At 66.2% G+C, this 19,671-nt stretch carries 21 protein-coding genes and 1 tRNA gene; 9 read left to right on the top strand and 13 right to left on the bottom strand.

Features of this window, described 5'->3' with window-relative positions:
- Positions 1 to 13: 13 nt before the first annotated feature.
- The 9 genes from HW466_RS16110 to HW466_RS16070 form a co-directional block, all read right to left on the bottom strand.
- Entirely contained in the window at positions 14 to 214 is a 201-nt protein-coding gene (locus tag HW466_RS16110; protein ID WP_059506884.1) for a DNA gyrase inhibitor YacG, read from the bottom strand.
- 28 nt (positions 215 to 242) lie between these two features.
- Positions 243 to 998, bottom strand: a complete 756-nt coding sequence (gene zapD / locus HW466_RS16105; RefSeq protein ID WP_014898170.1) for a cell division protein ZapD — start codon at positions 996 to 998, stop codon at positions 243 to 245.
- Between the two features lie 109 nt (positions 999 to 1,107).
- Entirely contained in the window at positions 1,108 to 1,716 is a 609-nt protein-coding gene (coaE, locus tag HW466_RS16100) for a dephospho-CoA kinase (protein WP_151005329.1), read from the bottom strand.
- A gap of 84 nt (positions 1,717 to 1,800) precedes the next feature.
- Positions 1,801 to 2,712 carry a prepilin peptidase gene (locus HW466_RS16095; protein WP_151005327.1) on the bottom strand — a complete coding sequence of 304 codons (912 nt, stop codon included), beginning with the start codon at positions 2,710 to 2,712 and terminating at the stop codon, positions 1,801 to 1,803.
- 44 nt (positions 2,713 to 2,756) lie between these two features.
- Entirely contained in the window at positions 2,757 to 3,962 is a 1,206-nt protein-coding gene (locus tag HW466_RS16090; RefSeq protein ID WP_174905777.1) for a type II secretion system F family protein, read from the bottom strand.
- Between the two features lie 5 nt (positions 3,963 to 3,967).
- Positions 3,968 to 5,245 (bottom strand): GspE/PulE family protein, encoded by a 1,278-nt coding sequence (locus HW466_RS16085; RefSeq protein WP_151004689.1) that lies wholly within the window; start codon positions 5,243 to 5,245, stop codon positions 3,968 to 3,970.
- Between the two features lie 82 nt (positions 5,246 to 5,327).
- Positions 5,328 to 6,614, bottom strand: coding sequence for an HlyC/CorC family transporter (locus HW466_RS16080; RefSeq protein ID WP_081053742.1), 1,287 nt, complete (start codon positions 6,612 to 6,614; stop codon positions 5,328 to 5,330).
- Between the two features lie 149 nt (positions 6,615 to 6,763).
- Positions 6,764 to 6,840: transfer RNA gene (locus tag HW466_RS16075), tRNA-Pro, on the bottom strand.
- Positions 6,841 to 6,988: 148 nt separating this feature from the next.
- The gene (locus HW466_RS16070; RefSeq protein WP_059451907.1) at positions 6,989 to 7,984 is read right to left on the bottom strand and encodes a polyprenyl synthetase family protein; all 996 of its coding nucleotides are present in this window, start codon (positions 7,982 to 7,984) and stop codon (positions 6,989 to 6,991) included.
- 210 nt (positions 7,985 to 8,194) lie between these two features.
- On the opposite strand from HW466_RS16070, the gene rplU reads away from it, so the two are divergent.
- The 4 genes from rplU (at position 8,195) to proB (ending at position 11,303) form a co-directional block, all read left to right on the top strand.
- Entirely contained in the window at positions 8,195 to 8,506 is a 312-nt protein-coding gene (gene rplU, locus HW466_RS16065; protein WP_006025184.1) for a 50S ribosomal protein L21, read from the top strand.
- Between the two features lie 24 nt (positions 8,507 to 8,530).
- Positions 8,531 to 8,794, top strand: a complete 264-nt coding sequence (gene rpmA, locus HW466_RS16060) for a 50S ribosomal protein L27 (protein ID WP_006476999.1) — start codon at positions 8,531 to 8,533, stop codon at positions 8,792 to 8,794.
- A 187-nt stretch (positions 8,795 to 8,981) separates the two neighbouring features.
- Positions 8,982 to 10,094 carry an Obg family GTPase CgtA gene (gene cgtA, locus HW466_RS16055; RefSeq protein WP_059451908.1) on the top strand — a complete coding sequence of 371 codons (1,113 nt, stop codon included), beginning with the start codon at positions 8,982 to 8,984 and terminating at the stop codon, positions 10,092 to 10,094.
- A 90-nt stretch (positions 10,095 to 10,184) separates the two neighbouring features.
- Positions 10,185 to 11,303, top strand: coding sequence for a glutamate 5-kinase (gene proB / locus HW466_RS16050; protein ID WP_040143342.1), 1,119 nt, complete (start codon positions 10,185 to 10,187; stop codon positions 11,301 to 11,303).
- Between the two features lie 96 nt (positions 11,304 to 11,399).
- Here proB and HW466_RS16045 read toward each other — a convergent pair whose 3' ends face one another.
- On the bottom strand, positions 11,400 to 11,957 hold the full coding sequence (locus HW466_RS16045; protein WP_059546960.1) for a CNP1-like family protein: 558 nt from the start codon (positions 11,955 to 11,957) through the stop codon (positions 11,400 to 11,402).
- A gap of 63 nt (positions 11,958 to 12,020) precedes the next feature.
- A complete protein-coding gene (locus tag HW466_RS16040; RefSeq protein ID WP_059451911.1) occupies positions 12,021 to 12,668 on the bottom strand; it encodes an RNA pyrophosphohydrolase in 648 nt (215 codons plus the stop codon).
- 218 nt (positions 12,669 to 12,886) lie between these two features.
- Between HW466_RS16040 and HW466_RS16035 the strand changes: the two genes are divergently transcribed.
- Positions 12,887 to 14,623: a proline--tRNA ligase gene (locus tag HW466_RS16035; protein ID WP_151004687.1), complete on the top strand. Its 1,737-nt coding sequence runs from the start codon at positions 12,887 to 12,889 to the stop codon at positions 14,621 to 14,623.
- Positions 14,624 to 14,644: 21 nt separating this feature from the next.
- Positions 14,645 to 15,253, top strand: coding sequence for a MarC family protein (locus HW466_RS16030; RefSeq protein ID WP_040143346.1), 609 nt, complete (start codon positions 14,645 to 14,647; stop codon positions 15,251 to 15,253).
- 85 nt (positions 15,254 to 15,338) lie between these two features.
- On the opposite strand, the gene HW466_RS16025 is transcribed toward HW466_RS16030, so the two are convergent.
- Together HW466_RS16025 and ffh are read right to left on the bottom strand one after the other, a co-directional pair.
- Complete coding sequence (locus tag HW466_RS16025; protein ID WP_009688452.1) at positions 15,339 to 15,890, bottom strand: hypoxanthine-guanine phosphoribosyltransferase; 552 nt, start codon at positions 15,888 to 15,890, stop codon at positions 15,339 to 15,341.
- A gap of 94 nt (positions 15,891 to 15,984) precedes the next feature.
- Complete coding sequence (ffh, locus tag HW466_RS16020) at positions 15,985 to 17,352, bottom strand: signal recognition particle protein (RefSeq protein ID WP_040143347.1); 1,368 nt, start codon at positions 17,350 to 17,352, stop codon at positions 15,985 to 15,987.
- A gap of 89 nt (positions 17,353 to 17,441) precedes the next feature.
- Between ffh and HW466_RS16015 the strand changes: the two genes are divergently transcribed.
- From HW466_RS16015 to ampD, 3 genes are read left to right on the top strand one after another with little or no spacing between them, the layout of a single operon-like run.
- On the top strand, positions 17,442 to 18,335 hold the full coding sequence (locus tag HW466_RS16015; RefSeq protein WP_059506889.1) for a cytochrome C assembly family protein: 894 nt from the start codon (positions 17,442 to 17,444) through the stop codon (positions 18,333 to 18,335).
- A 13-nt stretch (positions 18,336 to 18,348) separates the two neighbouring features.
- Complete coding sequence (locus tag HW466_RS16010) at positions 18,349 to 18,663, top strand: PP0621 family protein (RefSeq protein ID WP_059870141.1); 315 nt, start codon at positions 18,349 to 18,351, stop codon at positions 18,661 to 18,663.
- Positions 18,660 to 19,250, top strand: coding sequence for a 1,6-anhydro-N-acetylmuramyl-L-alanine amidase AmpD (gene ampD / locus HW466_RS16005; RefSeq protein ID WP_060346738.1), 591 nt, complete (start codon positions 18,660 to 18,662; stop codon positions 19,248 to 19,250). Before HW466_RS16010 ends, ampD begins: the two co-directional genes overlap by 4 nt.
- The last annotated feature ends 421 nt before the right edge of the window (positions 19,251 to 19,671 follow it).

The following is a 19,671-nucleotide window of genomic DNA, read 5'->3' as shown; positions in this document are numbered from 1 at the left end:
GCCCGCGCGCTGCTCAGCTGTCGCGGCGGCCGTCGGTGCCGTCTTCCTCCGACGACGGACCCTCGTCGGAGGCCCCGCCGATCCGGTACTTTTCCGCGGCCCATGCGCCGAGGTCGAGCTGCTTGCAGCGGGCCGAACAGAAGGGACGGAACTTGTTTTCGGGCGTCCAGCGCACTTCTGCGCCGCACGACGGACATTTCACAACGGTAGTCATACGAAAGCGTCGAACCGGCACGTGGCCGTTACAGATTGCACAGGGTCAGATGGAACGGTACGTCGATGTCCACCGCGCGCGGCCGCACGTCGCCGTCCTGCATGGTGAACCGTACCCACAGCATGTATTTGTTGGCGCTCGCTTCGGGAATCACGCGCAGCTCCGGCGGCACGCGCACCTGCATTAGCTGGTAGGTGCGCCCGGACAGCATCTGCTGGTAGCTGCCCTGCATCGCCATCACCTTCGAAGCCTGGCCCGATTCGCGCGCGAGCCGCAGCACGATCGCTGCGGCGTCGCGCAGCGGCAGCAACGGCAGAATCCATTTGGCGATGTCCTGGCGCCGCTGTTCCGCGGGCCATTGCTGCCACGCATAGTACGACGGCAGATCGAATTTGCACGTGCCGCCGGGAATCACCGCGCGGCTACGGATGCTGGCGAGCCATTCGTTGTCGACCAGATGCTGCCCGGTCTTGCCCTGCATCTGCGCAAGATTGGCAAGCGTCTGCTCGATTTCACCGAGCACGGCCTCGAGCGCATTCTGTTCGATGCCCGGATTGCCGCGAAAGGGGGCGAGCGTCTGGCGTTGACGTTCGAGCTCCTTCATCAGATCCGATTTCAGGTCCGCGCGGCCTGTGACCTCGGCGATTTCGAACAGCGTCGTCAGCGCGACGTGATGTTCTCGCGGGTCCTCCTGAGCCAAAAAGAACGCGAAGCGCTCGAACAGGTCTTCGAGGCGCAGCAGCGTGCGAATTCGCTCGTTGAACGGATACTCGTAAAGAATCAAGCGCGCTCGCCTCTAGGGTAGGGATTGAAACAATGCAGGACATTCTAATGCTCACGGTCTACCCTAGCAACGCACCAATTTCGTACACCATCACGATCGCGCGCGGCGGTCAGTGCGCGGCGGCCGCGCATGCGAGATAGCGCTGGTGCAGTGCATCGACCTGGGCGGCGAGCGCAGCGGGTGTCGTTGCATCGTTGACGATCACGTCGTCGGCCGCGGCGAGACGCGCTTCGCGCGAGGCTTGTCTTGCGATGATCGCCTCGACCTGCTCGCGCGTGAAACCGTTGCGCCGCATCACACGTGCAATCTGCGTTTCGACCGCACAGTCGACGACCAGCACGCGATCGCTGCGCGCCTTCCAGTTACCTGACTCCACGAGCAGCGGCACGACGAAGATCACGTACGGGCCCTGCGCTTCGCGGGCCTCGCGCTCGGTCTCGGCGCGAATCAGCGGATGCGTGATCGCTTCGAGACGCCGGCGTGCGTCGTCGTCGCTGAAAATGAGTGCGCGCATCTTCGCGCGATCGAGCGAGCCGTCGGCCGCGACGAAATCCGGCCCGAATGCATGTTCGATCGCCGGCATTGCGAGGCCGGCCGGTGCGGTGATGCGGTGCGCGATCAGGTCGGTATCGACGAGCGATGCGCCGCGTGCGGCGAACATGTCGGCGACGGTCGTCTTGCCGCTGCCGATGCCGCCGGTGAGTCCTATTGCAAACATGTGTGCCTCCGCCGGGCCGTCGCGAGGCAGCGGCGCGCCGCCCCGCGACGCAGCGAACATGGCGGCCGCCGGCGATGCGCCATGTCAGCCGCCGAGTGCCGAATAGAAAGGGGTGCCGAAAAACAGCGTCGCGACGCCGCCTGCCGCGAGGAACGGGCCGAACGGAATCGGCTCCTCGAAGCGCATGCGTCCGCGCCAGGTCGCGACGAGCCCGACGAGCGCGCCCGTTACCGCGGCGAACAGCACGACCTGCGGCAGCGCGGCCCAGCCCATCCATGCGCCGAGCGCGGCGAGCAGCTTCAGGTCGCCGAAACCGATGCCCTCGATGCCGCGCAACCACTTGAACAGCCAGTAGATCGACCACAGGAACAGGTAACCGGCCATCGCGCCGACCACGGCCGAACGCAGCGACGTGAAGGTGCCGCCGAGGTTCAGGGCGAGACCGGCCCAGAGCAACGGCAGCGTCATCGAATCGGGCAGGTAGCCGGTCCGGATGTCGATTGCGCTCATCGCCAGTAAAGCCGCGCACAGTCCGAACGCGGCGAATGCCGCGACGGTAGGACCGAACGCGGCGAGCGAACCGGCAGCGAGCAGCGCACCGGCGAGCTCGACGAGCGGATAGCTCGCGCCGATCGCATGACCGCACTGACGGCAGCGCCCGCGCAACAGCAGGTAGCTGACGACCGGGATGTTCTCCCACGCATGCAGCACGTGACCGCAATGCGGACAAGCGCTGCGCGGGCGCCACAGATCGTAGCGCGGCGGATAGCCGTCGTCCGGCGCCGTGCTTGCGCCCTCGGTCGCTTCGGCGATCTCGGCTTGCCAGGCGCGCTGCATCATCACGGGGACGCGGTGCACGACGACGTTCACGAAGCTGCCGACGCACAGGCCGAGCACGACGGCAAACGCGTACTGCACCGCGGGCGGCAGCATCGCCAGCGCGAGCAGCGTGCTGTCGGGCGAGTCGAAAACGGTGATCAGGGGCGCGGACGTCATGAGGTTCGGGTTCGGCATGAAAGGCGACGGAATCGGTTGCGATGCTACACCACGTTGCCCAGCTGAAGGATGGGCAGATACATCGCGATCACGAGGCCGCCGACGAGTGCGCCCAGCACGATCACGATCAGCGGTTCGCCGAGCGCGCCGAGCGCATCGAGGCGCGCGTCGAGCTGACGCTCGCATAGCGCGGCAATATCGGCGAGCATCGTGTCGAGCGCGCCGGTTTCTTCCGCGACGGCGATCGGCTGCACGACGTCGTCCGGGAAGCAGCCCGCCGCGTGCATCGCATCGGCCAGACGCGCGCCGCGCAGCACACGCGACGCAATCTGCGCGGTGGCCCGTTCGAACACCGGATGGCCGGCGGTGCGCTCGAGCGTGGCGAACGCATCGGCGAGCGGGACGCCGGCACCGAGCAGCGTTGCGAGCGAGCGGCACCAGCGCGCGGTCGCGAAGCGCGTGAGCGCGCCGCCGACGAGCGGCAGATTCAGCGAATGCCGCGCGACCGTATGGCGCAGCGACGGCGAGCGCCGCAGCGCGTGGCGCGCGGCGAGCCCCGCGATGGCTGCGCCGGCAACCAACATGCCGCCCCACGCCGATGTCGCGGACGAAAGGGCGAGGAGGGCGCGGGTCGGCGCCGGCAGCGCCGCGCCGAAGCCGTCGAAGATCTGCCGGAACGTCGGCACGACCCACACCATCAGCGCGGCCGAGATCGCGAGCGCGAACACGATGACGGCGACCGGGTACGCGAGCGCGGCACGCAGCTTGCGCCATTGCGCATCGGTGCGTTCCCGGTGCTCCGCGACGCGGGTCAGCACGGTACCGAGTGCGCCGGAGGCCTCGCCCACCTCGATCAATTGACGATACAGCGCGCCGAACTGGGCCGGATAGCGTGCGAGCGCGGCTGCGAAGCGTTGCCCGCCGACGATCTCGCGCGCGAGGCCGGCGGCGATGCGCGGCAGCCCGTCGCGTGTGCGCGTGCGGGCGAGCATCTCGAGCGACGGTGCGAGCGGCAGTCCGGCCTGCAGCAAGCTCGCGAGCTGACGCGTGAAGCGCGTGACCTCTCTTGCACCGGCGGCCGGAGGCCGGGCCGCGCCGCGAATGTCGAGCGACAGCACCGCGACGCCGTCGCGCGCGAGCGCTGCGCGTGCGGCGGCTGCATCGAATGCGATGACGTCGCCGTGGCATGGCGTGCCGTCGCGACGACGGCCGCGCCACGCGAAGCGGGTTTCGTTTGGCGGTGCAGGCATGGCAATCACGCGTCAGGCGTCGCGGCCAACGCTTCCGCGACGCTCGTCGTGCCGTCGAGGACGTGCGCGAGTGCCGCGTCGCGCAGAGTCCGTACGCCGTCGGCGGCCGCGCATTGCGCGAGCGTGCCGACGCTCGCGCGCGCGACGATGTGCTCCGCCATCGCCGGTGAAACCGGCATCGTCTGATGCAGGCCGATCCGGCCGCGATAACCGATGCCGTGACAGGCGGGACAGCCGCGTGCGACGAACGGACGCCATCCGGATTCCAGCGCTGCCGGATCGCAGCCGGCTTCGCACAGCGCGCGTGCCGATGCGTCCGAACGCACGCGGCAGACGGTGCAAAGGCGCCGAACGAGGCGTTGCGCGGTGACGAGGCGCAATGCGGCCGCGAGGTTGTACGGCGCGACGCCGATGTCGAGCAGTCGCGCGACGGCTGCCGGCGCGTCGTTCGTATGCAGCGTCGACAGCACGAGGTGCCCGGTCTGCGCGGCCTTGATCGCGACGTCGGCCGTTTCCGCATCGCGAATCTCGCCGACCATGATCACGTCCGGGTCCTGCCGCAGCAGCGCGCGCAGCGCCGTGGCGAAAGTGAGCCCGGCTTTTTCGGCCACGCCGACCTGGTTGATGCCGTCGAGCTGAATCTCGGCCGGATCCTCGACGGTGCACACGTTGTGCGCATCTCGGTCGAGCATTTGCAGCGCGCAGTAGAGCGACAGCGTCTTGCCGCTTCCGGTCGGCCCGGTGACGAGCACGAGGCCGTGCGGCGCCCGAATCGCGGCCTCCATTGCCGCGGCCTGCCGCGCGTCGAAGCCCAGGCGCGCGAGCGTGAGATCGGGCGGCAACGTTTCCAGGCGGCGCAACACCAGCTTCTCGCCGAACAGCGTGGGCAGCGAGCTGACGCGGTAGTCGCCGCGCATGCCGCCGTCGACCGTGATGCGCAGCCGGCCGTCTTGCGGAAGCCGGCGCTCGGCGATGTCCATGCGGGCGAGCACCTTGATCCGCGTCACGAGTGCGTCGCGCAAATGCGCAGGCGGCCGCGCGTGTTCATGCAGGACGCCGTCGATGCGCAGGCGGATGCGCCAGCCTGCTTCGGATGGTTCGATGTGGACGTCGGACGCGTCGCGCACGCGGGCGGCGTGCAGCGTGTCTGTCAGCAGCCGGACGGCGGGCGAGTCGTCGAGCTGCGCCGCGTCGAGCGGCCGTGGCGTTTCAGCGGACGATGCGTTGCTGGAGGCGGGCGGCCGCTGCCCGCGCAGCGGCGCCCCGGGTGCTGGGAAGTGCATGTGAGCCGGCGCTCGGCCGCCTGTTGATCGTGACCTGCAAATGGTCGCGTATCGCGAGCGGCGCCGACAGTCGGCCGTTCGGCTAGCGTGCGGCGCGCGCGCGCGTGCCGCGTGGCCTGAACAGCTTGACGGTTCGAACGGCCTGGTCGTCGCTGCGCATGACCTCGAGCATCACGTCTTGGATTTTCAGGCACACGTCGCCTTCGGGAATTTCCTCGAGGATCTCGAGGATCAGGCCGTTCAGCGTCTTCGGTCCGTCGGTAGGCAGTTGCAGGTGCAGCCAGCGGTTCAGTTCGCGCAACGGCATGCTGGCGGCGACGATGCATTCGCCGTTCTGATCCCAGCCGCCCGCGCGCTCGCCGCGCGGCATCGACGTCGTGAATTCGCCGATCAGTTCCTCGATGATGTCCTCGGGCGTGACGAGCCCCTCGAGTTCGCCGTACTCGTTGACGACGAGCGCCGTTCGCTGCCGGCTTTCCTGGAAATACTGGAGCTGCTGCACCACCGGCGTGCCCGACGGCACGTAGTACGGCTCGGCGAGCAGCGTGCGCAACGTTTCGCGATCGAAATCCTGGTTGTGCAGCGCGGTGAGTGTTTTCCTCACATGCAGCACGCCGAGCACCTTGTCGATGTCGCCTTCGTAGACGACCAGGCGGTTGTGATAGCAGGTCTCGAGCTGATGCAGGATGTCGTCGAGCGGCGCGTAGAAGTTCAGCGATTCGATTTGCCGGCGCGGCACCATCACGTCGTCGACGGTGATGTTCTCGAGGTCGAACAGGTTGAGCAGGATGCTGCGGTGCTTGGTCGGCATGAAGCTGCTCGATTCGAGCACGATCGCGCGCAGCTCGTCGGCCGACATGCGCTGGTCGCGGCCCTTCTTCGTATTGATGCGCAGCACCCAGAGCACGCCGTTCGCGAGCGCGTTGACGAACCACACGACCGGCTTGAACACGCGCATCAGCGGCGCGATCACGAGACTGGCGGGCAGCGCGATGCGCTCGGGGAAGGTCGCGCCGACGATCTTCGGCGCGATTTCCGCGAACACGATGATCAGGAACGCGACGATGCCGGTCGCGATCGACAGCGCGAGGTTGTTACGGCCGAACGTGTGCAGCGCGAGCGAAGTGGTCAGGACCGGGATGATCGTGTTGAACAGATTGTTGCCGATCAGGATCACGCTGAGCAGCAGGTCGGTGCGCGTGAGAAGACCCTGCGTGGTTTTCGCGCCGAGTACGCCCTGGCCGGCGAGATGCTTCAGCCGATGGCGGTTGAGCGCCATCATCGCGGTCTCGGAAATGGAAAAGAAGCTGGAACAGAGGAGAAGCAGGAAGACGGCGCCGATTTGCGCCCATAAGGGAATTTGGTCCACGCGTCAGAAAGGGCAGTGAAGGACAGGGATGGAGGAAATATAGCAGAGGCCGGCGGCCGGGTCGTGTCGCGCGCCGCATGGCGACCACGCGATCGGCAGAGGAAAGGCAAAAAAAAAACCGTGCACGTGGTGCACGGTTTTTTCAAATCTGGTCGGGGTGAGAGGATTCGAACCTCCGGCCTCTACGTCCCGAACGTAGCGCTCTACCAGGCTAAGCTACACCCCGATTTTTGCTCTTCCGACTCCGGCGCCTTCGTGAAGATCGCTGCGTCGTCTCAAGCAAGAACGTAACTATAACGATGTTTTTTCTAAAAGGGAATACCTTCGCGAAGAAATTTTTCGAGAGAAGGTATCGCGTTCCCTTCGCGGCGCGTTTACGACTGCCGCGACGTCGAATACGAGCACAGCGCGAGCAGGCTTTCCTTGTAGATCGAGTCCGGGAACGCGGCGATCGCGGCAGCAGCGGCCTGTGCTTCCTGGCGCGCGCATTCGAGCGTGTGGTCGAGCGCGCCTGAACGGGTGATCGCATCGAAGATCGTATCGAAGCGATCGGTGCCGCCTTGTTCGATCGCCTCGCGCGCGAGCGCCGACTGTTCGGGCGTGCCGCGTTCGATCAGATAGATGAGCGGCAGCGTCGGTTTGCCTTCGCGCAGATCGTCGCCGGCATTCTTGCCCATCGCTTCGGCCGTGCCCGCGTAGTCGAGCCAGTCGTCCATGATCTGGAATGCGGTGCCGATGCGGCGGCCATATTCGGCCGCGGCGGCTTCGGTCGGCGCATCGGCGCCGGCGAGCACCGCGCCCAGGCGGGCCGATGCCTCGAACAGCTTTGCCGTCTTGTAGCGGATTACCTGCATGTAGCGCGACTCGTCGACGTCCGCGTCGTGCATGTTCAGGAGCTGCAGGACTTCGCCTTCGGAAATGATCGTCGTCGCTTCCGACAGGATTTCCATCACGCGCATCTTGCCGACGCCGACCATCATCTCGAACGAGCGCGAATAGAGGTAGTCGCCTACCAGCACGCTCGCGGCGTTGCCGAACAGCGCATTGGCCGTCTGGCGGCCGCGCCGCAGTTCGGATTCGTCGACGACGTCGTCATGCAGCAGCGTGGCCGTGTGGATGAACTCGACGACGGCGGCCAGCACGTGCCGCTGGTGCGACGTCTCGCCGAGCGCGCCGGCGACGAGCAACAGCAGCGCCGGACGCAGCCGCTTGCCGCCCGCGCCGATGATGTACTCGGCGATCTGGTTGATCAGCAGCACGTCGGACGCGAGGCTTTGCCGGATAACGCGATTGACCTGCTCCATGTCGCTGGCGATCGGGGCGAGCAGGTGGGCGGCGCTGAGGGTGGGGGAGGCGGTGGACGACGACATGATGATCGAAATGGGTGATGCCGCGGATTATAAGTCGAATCCGCGGTATCCCGGTCTGTCGGACGTGCCGGCGCCGTGATTTTGGCCGTCCGGCCAGGGCTTGCGCGCGGCAATCGTGGATCGGCTTTGACTTGGGTGCTAACCCCATGTATAATCACGTGTTTTCCGCGCGTGGTGTGCGGAAAAATTGGATCCAGAGTGAGGTTCTCAATGTACGCGGTCATAAAAACCGGCGGCAAGCAGTACAAGGTTGCCGTTGGCGAAAAACTCAAAGTAGAACAGATACCGGCTGACATTGACGCTGAAATCACGCTCGACCAGGTTCTCGCAGTGGGCGAAGGCGAATCGATTAAGTTCGGTACGCCGCTGGTCAGTGGGGCTTCCGTCAAGGCCACCGTTGTGTCGCACGGTCGTCATGCCAAGGTCACCATCTTCAAGATGCGTCGCCGGAAGCACTACCAAAAGCACGGCGGCCACCGCCAGAACTACACTGAGCTGCGCATCGACGCGATCAACGCGTAAGCGCCTCGGTAAAGGAGCAATCAGATGGCACACAAAAAGGCAGGCGGCTCTTCCCGGAACGGCCGCGACTCCGAGTCGAAACGTCTCGGCGTGAAAGTGTACGGCGGCCAGGCGATCAACGCCGGCGGCATCATCGTGCGTCAGCGCGGTACGCGCATGCACGCTGGCGAGAACGTCGGCATGGGCAAGGATCACACCCTGTTCGCGCTGGTCGACGGTCACGTCAAGTTCGCGACCAAGGGCGCGGACAAGAAGCATCTGGTCATCGTCGTCCCGGCGGCTGCCTAAGTTCAGGCACCCACGGGCTTCGTAGCCGAAAGGCCCCGCAGTCTTCGCGGGGCCTTTTTTTATTTGGCCGCCGGGCGCATGTGCGCACCGGCGGCTGTCGCGAAACGGCACGCAATCCGCCAAACGGCAGATTGTTCAAGCGCGCCGGCGCGCGGCACAATAGCGGAAATACTGGTCGGAGTGACGAATGAAGTTCATTGACGAAGCACGAATCGAAGTCATCGCCGGCGACGGAGGCGATGGCAGCGCGTCGATGCGCCGCGAGAAATTCGTTCCGTTCGGCGGGCCGGATGGCGGCGACGGCGGCCGGGGCGGCAACGTCTACGCGATCGCCGACCGCAACATCAACACGCTGATCGACTATCGTTACGCGAAGAAGCACCTGGCGCGCAACGGCGAAAACGGTCGCGGATCCGATTGTTACGGCAAGGGCGGTGACGACGTCACGCTGCGCATGCCGGTCGGCACGGTCGTGACCGACATGGAGACGGGCGAGCTGATCGCCGATCTGACCGAGCACGACCAGCTGGTGATGCTCGCGAAGGGCGGCGCCGGCGGTCTCGGCAACCTGCATTTCAAGTCGAGCACGAACCGCGCGCCGCGCCAGAAGACCGACGGCAAGCCCGGCGAACGGCGCATGCTGAAGCTCGAGCTGAAGGTGCTCGCCGACGTCGGTCTGCTCGGCATGCCGAACGCCGGCAAGTCGACCTTCATCTCGTCGGTGTCGAACGCGAAGCCGAAGATCGCCGACTATCCGTTCACGACGCTTGCGCCGAACCTCGGCGTCGTGCGGGTCGGCCCGAGCAAGAGCTTCGTGATCGCCGACATCCCGGGGCTGATCGAGGGCGCGGCCGAAGGCGCGGGCCTCGGCCACCAGTTCCTGCGACACCTGCAGCGCACCGGCGTGCTGCTGCATCTCGTCGATCTGGCCCCGTTCGACGAAAGCGTCGATCCGGTCGCGGAGGCAACGGCGATCGTCGGCGAACTGCGCAAGTACGACGAGGCGCTTTACGAGAAGCCGCGCTGGCTCGTCCTCAACAAGCTCGACATGGTGCCGGAGGACGAGCGCGAGGCGCGCGTCGCCGATTTCCTCGAGCGTTTCGGCTGGGATGGCCCGGTGTTCGAAATTTCGGCGCTCACGGGGCAGGGTTGCGAAGCGCTGTGCTATGCGATCTACGACTACCTCGCCGAGCATTCGGACGCCCATCGCGCGGCGGAAGAGGAAGACCTGGCCGCTGACGTGCGGTTCCGCGATGCGCCGTCCGCCGATGGCGGCGCGACGCCCGGCGACGACGCCTGAGCGGGGCCGGAGCGCACCGGGCATCGCGCCCGGTGCCGGAATTTAATCGCGCCCGGCCGGGCAGGCATCAGATACAGGAGACAGCGCACGATGCGTTCGATCATCGCGGATTCGAAGCGATTGGTGGTGAAGGTGGGCTCGAGCCTCGTAACCAACGACGGCAAGGGGCTCGATCATGCAGCGATCGGCCGCTGGGCGGCCCAGATAGCCGCACTGCGGGCGCAGGGCAAGGAAGTGGTGCTCGTGAGTTCCGGCGCGATCGCCGAAGGGATGCAGCGGCTCGGCTGGAGCAAGCGCCCGCGCGAGATCGACGAACTGCAGGCTGCCGCCGCGGTCGGCCAGATGGGCCTCGCGCAGGTCTATGAAAGCCGCTTCACCGAGCACGATATCCGCACCGCGCAGATCCTGCTGACGCACGCCGATCTTGCCGATCGCGAACGCTACCTGAATGCGCGCTCGACGCTGCTCACGCTGCTGCGGCTCGGCGTCGTGCCGATCATCAACGAGAACGACACGGTCGTCACCGACGAAATCAAGTTCGGCGACAACGACACGCTCGGCGCGCTGGTCGCGAACCTGATCGAAGGCGACGCGTTGATCATCCTGACCGATCAGTCGGGGCTGTTCACCGCCGATCCGCGCAAGGATCCGAACGCGACGCTGGTCGCGGAAGCCAGTGCGGGCGCGCCGGAACTCGAGGCGATGGCGGGCGGGGCCGGCTCGAGCCTCGGCCGCGGCGGAATGCTGACGAAGATCCTCGCGGCGAAGCGCGCCGCGCACAGCGGCGCGAACACCGTGATCGCGAGCGGCCGCGAAGCCGACGTGCTGGTGCGGCTGGCGGCGGGCGAGGCGATCGGCACGCAGCTGGTCGCACGCACCGCGCGGATGGCCGCGCGCAAGCAATGGATGGCCGATCACCTGCAGGTGCGCGGGCACGTCGTGATCGATGCCGGCGCGGTCGAGAAGCTGACGGCCGGCGGCAAGAGCCTGCTGCCGATCGGCGTGACCGGCGTGCAGGGCGCCTTCGCGCGCGGCGAGGTGATCGCCTGCGTCGGCCCCGATGGACGCGAAGTGGCGCGCGGCCTCACGAACTACAGCAGCGCGGAAACGAAGCTGATTCACCGCAAACCCAGCGGCGAGATCGAGACGGTGCTCGGCTACATGCTGGAGCCGGAACTGATTCACCGAGACAACCTCGTGCTCGTGTAAGCGCCCGGTCAAGGCGTCTCGAGATACTAAAAAAGCCCGCATCGTGCGGGCTTTTTGTTGCGGCCGGCCGAAGGGCTTCCGGCCGGCGTCGCGCTGTCAGCGCAACTGGCTCATCGCGGTGCGATGGAACCGGATGTTCTCGAGAATCTGCTGGGTCGTGCCCTGCGGCATCTTGTTCGAGCAGAAGTAGTCCTGGTACAGCGCCGAGTGATACGCGTTCAGCTCACCGTTCTCGATGCGACGCCAGTCGTTCTCGACCGTGCGGTCCCAACCGTCGTGATCCGCATTCAGTCCCGCATACTGACGCCATTCGTAGGTGTCGCAGCGGATGCCTTCGTAGTTCACGTTGCGGGCGCCGGCCGGGCTCGTGATGACGACCGCATAGCGCACGACGCCATCAGTGCCGACCGCGAGCGACTTCGCATCGACGGAGAACTTGAGCGGCGTGTTCTGCGATACGTTGAACGGCAGCAGGTCGCCCGCTTGCGGAAGCGGCGGCAGCGTGTCGACCGGGTTTTCCTTCCAGTTGCCCTGGCGGTCCAGCAGGTACACGAATTCGCTGTCGTCCTTGTTGGTCGGCGTCTTCGAATTCGCGCAACCGGCCAGCGTGGCCGCCGCGACAATCGATGCGAGCGCGAGAGCAATCGCTTTCAATATGCATTCCTCGTAAAAAAAGGGCGCGACACAAGGTCGCGCCCGGTCATGCAGTCCGACTCGTCATTTGCCGACGATCTCGCGGGGCGGCATCTCGTCGAGCGTGCTCGCCTCCGCTTCGATCTCCGAACACACTACCGATGTGTCGACAATCGTCAGCGTCTGCTGGACCTGCGCCCCGACGACGCGCGGATAGCGCGCCGGACGCGGCCCGCGCGGCTTTTCGGCTCGCTGCGCCGGGCGGCGCAGGAAGCGCGACAGTTCCGTCAGCGCCAACTGATAAACATCCCGCTTGAACTCGATCACCGCATCGAGCGGCACCCAGTACTCGTTCCAGCGCCACGCATCGAACTCCGGGTGATCGGTCGCGCGCAAGCAAATGTCGCAATCGCGTCCGACCATCCGCAGCAGGAACCAGATCTGCTTCTGGCCGCGGTAATGGCCGCGTACTTCGCGTTTGATGAACTTGTCAGGCACCTCGTAACGCAACCAGTCGCGGGTGCGGCCGATTATCTTGACGTGTTCCGGATGCAGGCCGGTCTCCTCGTGCAGTTCCCGGTACATCGCCTGCATGGGGGTCTCGCCGTACTTGATCCCACCTTGAGGAAACTGCCAGGAGTGCTCGCGGAGCCGCTTGCCCCAAAACACCTCGTTGCGCGCGTTCAAGAGGATGATGCCGACGTTCGGGCGAAAGCCTTCACGATCCAGCATACAACCACCTTCGAATCCTTTAAAATTGCTTTGATTATAAACAGATAACGGGCGCTGCGCACCGTGACGGAGCGAATCCGCGCGGGGTGCATCGGCTGAATTGTCCCTGATTTGTCTGCTACGTCATCTGCGCCATCGCCGTTCGTCGCGCGCAGCTTTTTCACCTTGAAACTTTTTCGGGCGCCCCGCCTTGGGGCGCCGCATTTGGAACCGTCCGCATGAAAGCTTCCCGTTTCTTTATCGGCACCCTCAAAGAAGCACCGGCCGACGCAGAGATCGTCAGCCACAAGCTGATGGTGCGCGCCGGCATGATCCGTCGCGTCGCCGGCGGCATCTACAACTACCTGCCGGTCGGCCTGCGTTCCATTCGCAAGGTCGAGGCGATCGTGCGCGAGGAAATGAACCGGGCGGGCGCCATCGAGCTGCTGATGCCGGCCGTGCAACCGGCCGAGCTGTGGCAGGAATCGGGCCGCTGGGAACAATACGGCCCCGAGTTGCTGCGCTTCAAGGACCGCAAGGACAACGACTTCGTGATCGGGCCGACGCACGAGGAAGTCATCACCGACATCGCGCGCAACCAGATCAAGAGCTACCGGCAGATGCCGGTGAACTTCTATCAGATCCAGACGAAGTTCCGCGACGAGATTCGTCCGCGCTTCGGCGTGATGCGCGGCCGCGAATTCATCATGAAGGACGCGTATTCGTTCGACAAGGACGCAGCCGGCCTGAACGAGTCGTATCGCAAGATGTATGACGCATACGTGCGCATCTTCACGCGCCTCGGCCTCGAATTCCGTGCGGTCGCGGCCGACAGCGGCTCGATCGGCGGCAACTTCTCGCACGAGTTCCACGTGATCGCCGATACCGGCGAGGACGCGATCGCCTATTGCCCGACGTCCGAGTTCGCGGCGAACATCGAGGCGGCCGAAGCGCTGCCGCTGATTGCCGAACGCGCGGCGCCGGCCGAAGCGATGGAAAAGGTCGCGACGCCCGGCAAGGCGAAGTGCGAAGCCGTCGCCGAATTGCTGGAGATCCCGCTCGAGCGCACGATCAAGTCGATCGTGCTGGCCACCGACAACGAAGGCGCCGAGCCGACCATCTGGCTCGTGATGCTGCGCGGCGACCACGACCTGAACGAAATCAAGGTGTCGAAGCTGCCGGGGCTGAAGAACCACCGCTTCGCGACCGAGCAGGAAATCGTCGAGTGGTTCGGCACGCCGCCGGGCTATCTCGGCCCGGTCGGCACGAAGAAGCCGGTGAAGGTGATCGCCGATCGCACGGTCGCGAACATGAGCGACTTCGTCGTCGGCGCGAACGAGGTCGACTATCACATCGCGGGCGTGAACTGGGGCCGCGACCTGCCGGAGCCGGAAGTCGCCGACGTGCGCAACGTGAAGAAGGGCGATCCGTCGCCGGACGGCAAGGGCGTGATCGACATCTGCCGCGGCATCGAAGTGGGCCACGTGTTCCAGCTCGGCACCAAGTACTCGGAAGCGATGGGCGCGACGTTCCTCGACGAATCCGGCAAGCCGCAGCCGATGCTGATGGGCTGCTACGGTGTCGGCGTCACGCGCATTCTCGGCGCGGCCATCGAGCAGAACTTCGACGAGAAGGGCATCATCTGGCCCGAATCGATCGCCCCGTTCGAGGTCGTGCTGTGCCCGATGGGCTACGATCGCAGCGAGATGGTTCGCGAGGCGGCCGACAAGCTGTACGCGGAACTGACCGCCGCCGGCGTCGACGTGATCCTCGACGACCGCGGCGAGCGCCCGGGCGTGATGTTCGCCGACTGGGAGCTGATCGGCGTGCCGCATCGCCTGGTGATCGGCGAGCGCGGCCTGAAGGAAGGCAAGATCGAGTATCAGGGCCGCCGCGACGCCGAAGCGACGCTGCTGCCGGCCGACGCGGCCGCGGCGACGGTGACGGAGAAGATCCGCGCCGCGCTCGCGCGCTAAGCGCTGCAACCGGGGGACACGGTGGAATACACCTTCCTGTCGGCCACCGTGCTCCTCGTGCTGATCACGGATCCGCTCGGCAACATTCCGCTGTTCATCACGGCGATGCGCGACGTGCCGCGCGAGCGGCGCGTGAAGCTGATCCTGCGTGAAGTGGGGATCGCATTCGTGATCCTGCTGTTCTTCATGGTGGTCGGCGACCGCTTCCTGCGGATGATGAGCCTCACCGACCTGTCGCTGCGGCTCGGCGGCGGGATCGTGCTGTTCCTGATCGCGTTGCGGATGATCTTCCCGCATCCGGACGGCGCGCTCGGCAGCGATCCGCGCGCAGGCGGCGAGCCTTTCATCGTGCCGCTGGCGATTCCGGCGCTTGCCGGGCCGTCCGCGCTCGCGACGGTAATGCTGCTGACGTCGCAGGCGCCGGGCAAGATGTTCGAGTGGGTCGGCGCGCTGACGGTCACGATGATCGTCTGCGCGATCACGCTGGTGCTGGCTGAAAGGATTCAGGCGTGGCTCGGCGAGCGGACCGTCGCCGCGTTCGAGCGGCTGATGGGCCTCGTGCTTGTCGCGATCTCGGTCGAGATGCTGCTGGCCGGCATTCGCGCGTTCGTGCACCAGTTGCAGCCGTAGCGCGGGCGGTGCGGTCGATGAAAAAAAGCGGCGCTCCGGGAAACCGGAGCGCCGCTTTCCATTTATATGGCGGGCAGGGCGGCGATCACACGTTCGCGGTCAGCGCGCGGATCGTCGGCAGGTTGCGCCAGTAGCCCTTTGCGTCCATCCCGCAGCCGAACACGTAGCGGTCCGGCACCGAGAAGCCGCAGAAGTCGGGGTGCAGCGGTTTCGCCTTCGCGAGCGTCTTCTCGCACAGCACGGCGGACATGAAGCGCTTCGCGCCCATGTCGAGGATGCGGTCGCGGATCGCGGCCATCGTCTCGCCTTCGTCGAGGATGTCGTCGAGCACGAGCACGATCCGGTCCTTCACCGATTCACGCGGTGCGACGCGCCAGTGCATCTCCGGGCTGCCCTGCGTGGTGTTGCGGTAGCGGGTCAGGTGGATGTAGTCGAACTCGAGCGGGAAATCGAGGTGCGGCAGCAGCATCCCGGTAAACACCGCGGCGCCGCCCATCACCGAGAGAACGAGCGGGAACGCATCGCCGATCTCGGCGCGGATCGCGTCGGCCATCCGGGCGATCGATGCGTTGACGGCATCGGCCGAGACGATCTCTTCGGAGTGGTCGAAAATGTGGAGGGCTTCTTCGCGGTTCATGTGTTCTGGCGGGCAGTCGGTATACAAATAAGGATGAGGCAGAACGGCCAGCGCGCGCTACGGCAAAAACCCGCGCGCCGACCGACGGGCGGAATCAGCGCATGCCGGGCATCATGCCCTTCAGGCCGCGCATCATCTTCTGCATGTTGCCGCCCTTCAGCTTCTTCATCATCGTACGCATCTGGTCGTACTGGTTCAGCATCCGGTTGACTTCCTGCACCGGCACGCCCGCGCCGGCTGCAATGCGGCGCTTGCGCGTCGCCTTGATGATTTCGGGTTTCGCGCGCTCGGCGGGCGTCATCGAGCTGATGATCCCTTCCATGCGGCGGATCGATTTCTCCGCCTGGCTCATGTCGGCGCCGGCCGCCGCCTGCTGGAACTGCGCCGGCAGCTTGTCCATCAGCGACGACAGGCCGCCCATGTTCTTCATCTGCGAAATCTGCGCGCGGAAATCGTTGAGGTCGAAGTCGCCGCCCTTCTTGACCTTGTCGGCGAGCTTCTGTGCGGCCTGCACGTCGACGCCGCGCTGTGCCTCCTCGACGAGTGCGAGGATGTCGCCCATGCCGAGGATCCGGTTCGCCATCCGGTCCGGGTGGAACACCTCGAGGCCGTCGAGCTTCTCGGCGACGCCGACGAACTTGATCGGCTTGCCCGTGATGTGGCGCACCGACAGCGCGGCACCGCCGCGCGAATCGCCGTCGAGCTTGGTCAGCACGACGCCGGTGAGCGGCAGCGTGTCGTTGAACGCCTTCGCGGTGTTGACCGCGTCCTGGCCGAGCATCGCGTCGACGACGAACAGCGTCTCCGCCGGCTTCAGCGCGCCGTGCAGCGCGGCGATTTCCTGCATCATCGCCTCGTCGATACCGAGGCGGCCGGCCGTGTCGACGATCAGCACGTCATGGTAGTGGCGCTTCGCCCAGTCGACGGCCGCGAGCGCGATGTCGACGGGCTTCTGGTCCGGCGTCGACGGGAAGAAGTCGGCGCCGACCTGTTCGCTCACCGTTTTCAGCTGCATGATCGCGGCCGGGCGATACACGTCGCACGACACCGTCAGCACCTTCTTCTTGTACTTCTCGCGCAGCAGCTTTGCGAGCTTGCCGGCGGTGGTCGTCTTGCCGGCGCCCTGCAGGCCGGCCATCAGGATTACCGCGGGCGGCGTGACCGCGAGGTTCAGCTCGGCGGCCTTGCCTTCGTAGTCGCCGCCGATCACGGCGGTCAGTTCCTTCTGGACCACGCCGACGAGCGCCTGGCCCGGCGACAGGCTGCTGATCACTTCCTCGCCGAGCGCCTTTTCCTTGACCTTGGCGATGAATTCGCGGACGACGGGCAGCGCGACGTCGGCTTCCAGCAGCGCGAGACGCACCTCGCGGAGCATCTCCTGGGTGTTCGCCTCGGTAAGCCGGGCCTCGCCGCGCAGCGTCTTGACGACGCGCGCCATCCGTTGAGTGAGATTGTCGAGCATGGGGAGCGATGGACAGTGGGGCCCGAAGGCGCAACGGAACTGAACAAAGGGAGCCGTCGCGGGAAGGGGGCCTAGTGTAAACTTCGAACATGGATATTGTACTGTATGCCCTCACCGCATTCCTGTACGGCGGCCTCGCCGTCGCAGGCTGGCGCACGCACCGCCAGGGCGCGACCTCGCTCGTCGCGAGCGTGCCGGCCGTGCCGGTTCCGGCGTCCGCCGCATCGGGGATGAGCGGGGCCGGCCGCGCGCTGCTGTTCGCGGCGCTCGTCGCGCACGGCGTGCTGCTGCACATGACGATTTTTCCGCACGACGCGATGGTCTTCGGCTTCGCGTTCGCGCTGTCCGCGATGTTCTGGCTCGGCGCCGGCATCTACTGGATCGAGAGCTTCTTCTTCCCGCTCGACAGCCTGCGCCTGCTGGTGCTGCCGCTCGCATGCGGCGCGTCGCTGCTGCCGCTCGTGTTCGGCGGCGTGCGGGTGCTGCCTTATGCCGCAGCGCCGCTGTTCAAGATGCACTTCCTGATCGCGAACATCGCGTATGGCCTGTTCGCGATCGCCGCGCTGCACGCGGTGCTGATGCTGATGGTCGAGCGGCGCCTGCAGTCGCTGAGGAGCGGCGGGCGCGACGGCTCGACCGGCTGGATCGCGAGCTGGCTCGAGACGCTGCCGCCGCTGCTCACGCTCGAGAAGCTGCTGTTCCGCCTGATCGGCGCCGGCTTCGTGCTGCTGACGCTCACGCTCGCGTCGGGAATCCTGTTCAGCGAGCAGGTCGATGCGCGCGCGCTGCGGCTCGATCACAAGACGGTGTTTGCGGTGCTGTCGTGGCTGATGTTCGGCGGCCTGCTGGTGGCTCGCAAGACGTCGGGCTGGCGCGGGCGCGGCGCCGCGCGTTGGGTGCTCGTGTCGTTTGCCGCGCTGCTGCTCGCGTATGTCGGCAGCCGGTTCGTTTTCGAGGTGCTGCTGCACCGCTCCGTGGTTTGAACGCAGGTCTCCGATGCGACAGATTCTTCTCCTGATTCTTCTCTTCTTCGCGGGTTCGTGGCTCACGCGCAAGCTGCGCCAGGCCCAGGAGCACGCGCAGGCGCGCACCGGCCGCGGTGGCGGCTTCGACGGCGCGCCCGGTTCCGGCGCCGGGGCGGCACGCCCGAACGGCGAGGCGCGCTCGCTGCCCGAACCGATGGTTCGCTGCGCCGAATGCGGCGTGCATGCGCCGAAGGGCGACGCCGTCGTCGCGGGCGGCGAATACTTCTGCAGCACCGAGCACGCGCAGCGCCACGGCGCGCACGCGAGCGGCCACGACGCGCGATGAACGACGCAGCGCCGCTGTCGGTCGACGCGCACGGCTGGGTGCGCGAAGCGCGCCACGCGCCGTCGCCGAATTTCGAGGCGCGGCCCGCGGGCGCGGTGCCGACGCTCGTCGTCGTCCACAACATCAGCCTGCCGCCCGGCGAGTTCGGCGGCGATGCGATCGAGGCGCTGTTCCTCAATCGCCTCGATTGCGATGCGCACCCTTATTACCAGAGCCATCTGCGCGGCGTGCGCGTGTCCGCGCACTTCCTGATCCGTCGCGACGGCGAGCTCGTGCAGTTCGTGTCGTGCGACGAGCGCGCGTGGCACGCGGGCGCATCCGAGTTCTTCGGCCGGCCGCGCTGCAACGACTTCTCGATCGGCATCGAGCTCGAAGGCGCGGACGACGTGCCGTTCGACGCGGCTCAGTACGCGACGCTCGGCGTGCTCGCGCGCTCGCTCGCCGCGCGCTACCCGATCGATGCGGTGGCCGGGCATTCCGACGTCGCACCGGGCCGCAAGACCGACCCGGGCCCGCACTTCGATTGGCAACGCTTCGCACGCGATGCCGGCTTTTCCGCCGAATACTTTCCTTTCCGTCAGCACTGAGCGCAGGGTTTTTTGGCCGGGGAAAGTTTTTTCTCCGACCAATGCCTTGTCGTATCTGCGCGCGAGCGATGTCAAGACCTCGACCGCAAATTATCCGTTTTGACCTCGTCCGAATGTCCACTATACTTGGTGCCAGTTGAGCAGTTCTGTACTAGATATAGTGTGTGTCGCAGGGGAAACCCGAGCGGCACCGGCCGGCGGGCAACGCCGGCGGACAGGGTTCTCAGGGCGGCGCGCCAGGCCGGGCGGTCCGGGCGTCGCGATCAAGCGCAGCGAACTTCGACGGGGCAGGGTACACATGACGAAGCACACGACCGGGACGGTTGTCGCGCATCGACCGAACCGGCTTCCCCGACGCATCGCTCGCCTCTTACCGCTCGCGCACTTCCTTGCGCAGCGTTCGTTTTAATCCGCGGTTCTC

The organism is Burkholderia territorii, from assembly GCF_902833055.1.
GTDB lineage: Bacteria > Pseudomonadota > Gammaproteobacteria > Burkholderiales > Burkholderiaceae > Burkholderia > Burkholderia territorii.
Note: the sequence above shows the minus strand (reverse complement) of the source record. Positions and strands in the feature narration are given on the sequence as shown.

What these genes read in the sequence shown, in the direction of transcription:
- ffh (WP_040143347.1), bottom strand. Translation starts at nt 17,352, where the DNA reads ATGCTCGACAATCTCACTCAACGGATGGCGCGCGTCGTCAAGACGCTG.
- HW466_RS16095 (WP_151005327.1), bottom strand. Translation starts at nt 2,712, where the DNA reads ATGACGTCCGCGCCCCTGATCACCGTTTTCGACTCGCCCGACAGCACG.
- rpmA (WP_006476999.1), top strand. Translation starts at nt 8,531, where the DNA reads ATGGCACACAAAAAGGCAGGCGGCTCTTCCCGGAACGGCCGCGACTCC.
- HW466_RS16010 (WP_059870141.1), top strand. Translation starts at nt 18,349, where the DNA reads ATGCGACAGATTCTTCTCCTGATTCTTCTCTTCTTCGCGGGTTCGTGG.
- HW466_RS16090 (WP_174905777.1), bottom strand. Translation starts at nt 3,962, where the DNA reads ATGCCTGCACCGCCAAACGAAACCCGCTTCGCGTGGCGCGGCCGTCGT.
- proB (WP_040143342.1), top strand. Translation starts at nt 10,185, where the DNA reads ATGCGTTCGATCATCGCGGATTCGAAGCGATTGGTGGTGAAGGTGGGC.
- HW466_RS16070 (WP_059451907.1), bottom strand. Translation starts at nt 7,984, where the DNA reads ATGTCGTCGTCCACCGCCTCCCCCACCCTCAGCGCCGCCCACCTGCTC.
- HW466_RS16110 (WP_059506884.1), bottom strand. Translation starts at nt 214, where the DNA reads ATGACTACCGTTGTGAAATGTCCGTCGTGCGGCGCAGAAGTGCGCTGG.
- ampD (WP_060346738.1), top strand. Translation starts at nt 18,660, where the DNA reads ATGAACGACGCAGCGCCGCTGTCGGTCGACGCGCACGGCTGGGTGCGC.
- HW466_RS16015 (WP_059506889.1), top strand. Translation starts at nt 17,442, where the DNA reads ATGGATATTGTACTGTATGCCCTCACCGCATTCCTGTACGGCGGCCTC.
- HW466_RS16085 (WP_151004689.1), bottom strand. Translation starts at nt 5,245, where the DNA reads ATGCACTTCCCAGCACCCGGGGCGCCGCTGCGCGGGCAGCGGCCGCCC.
- HW466_RS16025 (WP_009688452.1), bottom strand. Translation starts at nt 15,890, where the DNA reads ATGAACCGCGAAGAAGCCCTCCACATTTTCGACCACTCCGAAGAGATC.
- rplU (WP_006025184.1), top strand. Translation starts at nt 8,195, where the DNA reads ATGTACGCGGTCATAAAAACCGGCGGCAAGCAGTACAAGGTTGCCGTT.
- HW466_RS16035 (WP_151004687.1), top strand. Translation starts at nt 12,887, where the DNA reads ATGAAAGCTTCCCGTTTCTTTATCGGCACCCTCAAAGAAGCACCGGCC.
- cgtA (WP_059451908.1), top strand. Translation starts at nt 8,982, where the DNA reads ATGAAGTTCATTGACGAAGCACGAATCGAAGTCATCGCCGGCGACGGA.
- HW466_RS16040 (WP_059451911.1), bottom strand. Translation starts at nt 12,668, where the DNA reads ATGCTGGATCGTGAAGGCTTTCGCCCGAACGTCGGCATCATCCTCTTG.
- coaE (WP_151005329.1), bottom strand. Translation starts at nt 1,716, where the DNA reads ATGTTTGCAATAGGACTCACCGGCGGCATCGGCAGCGGCAAGACGACC.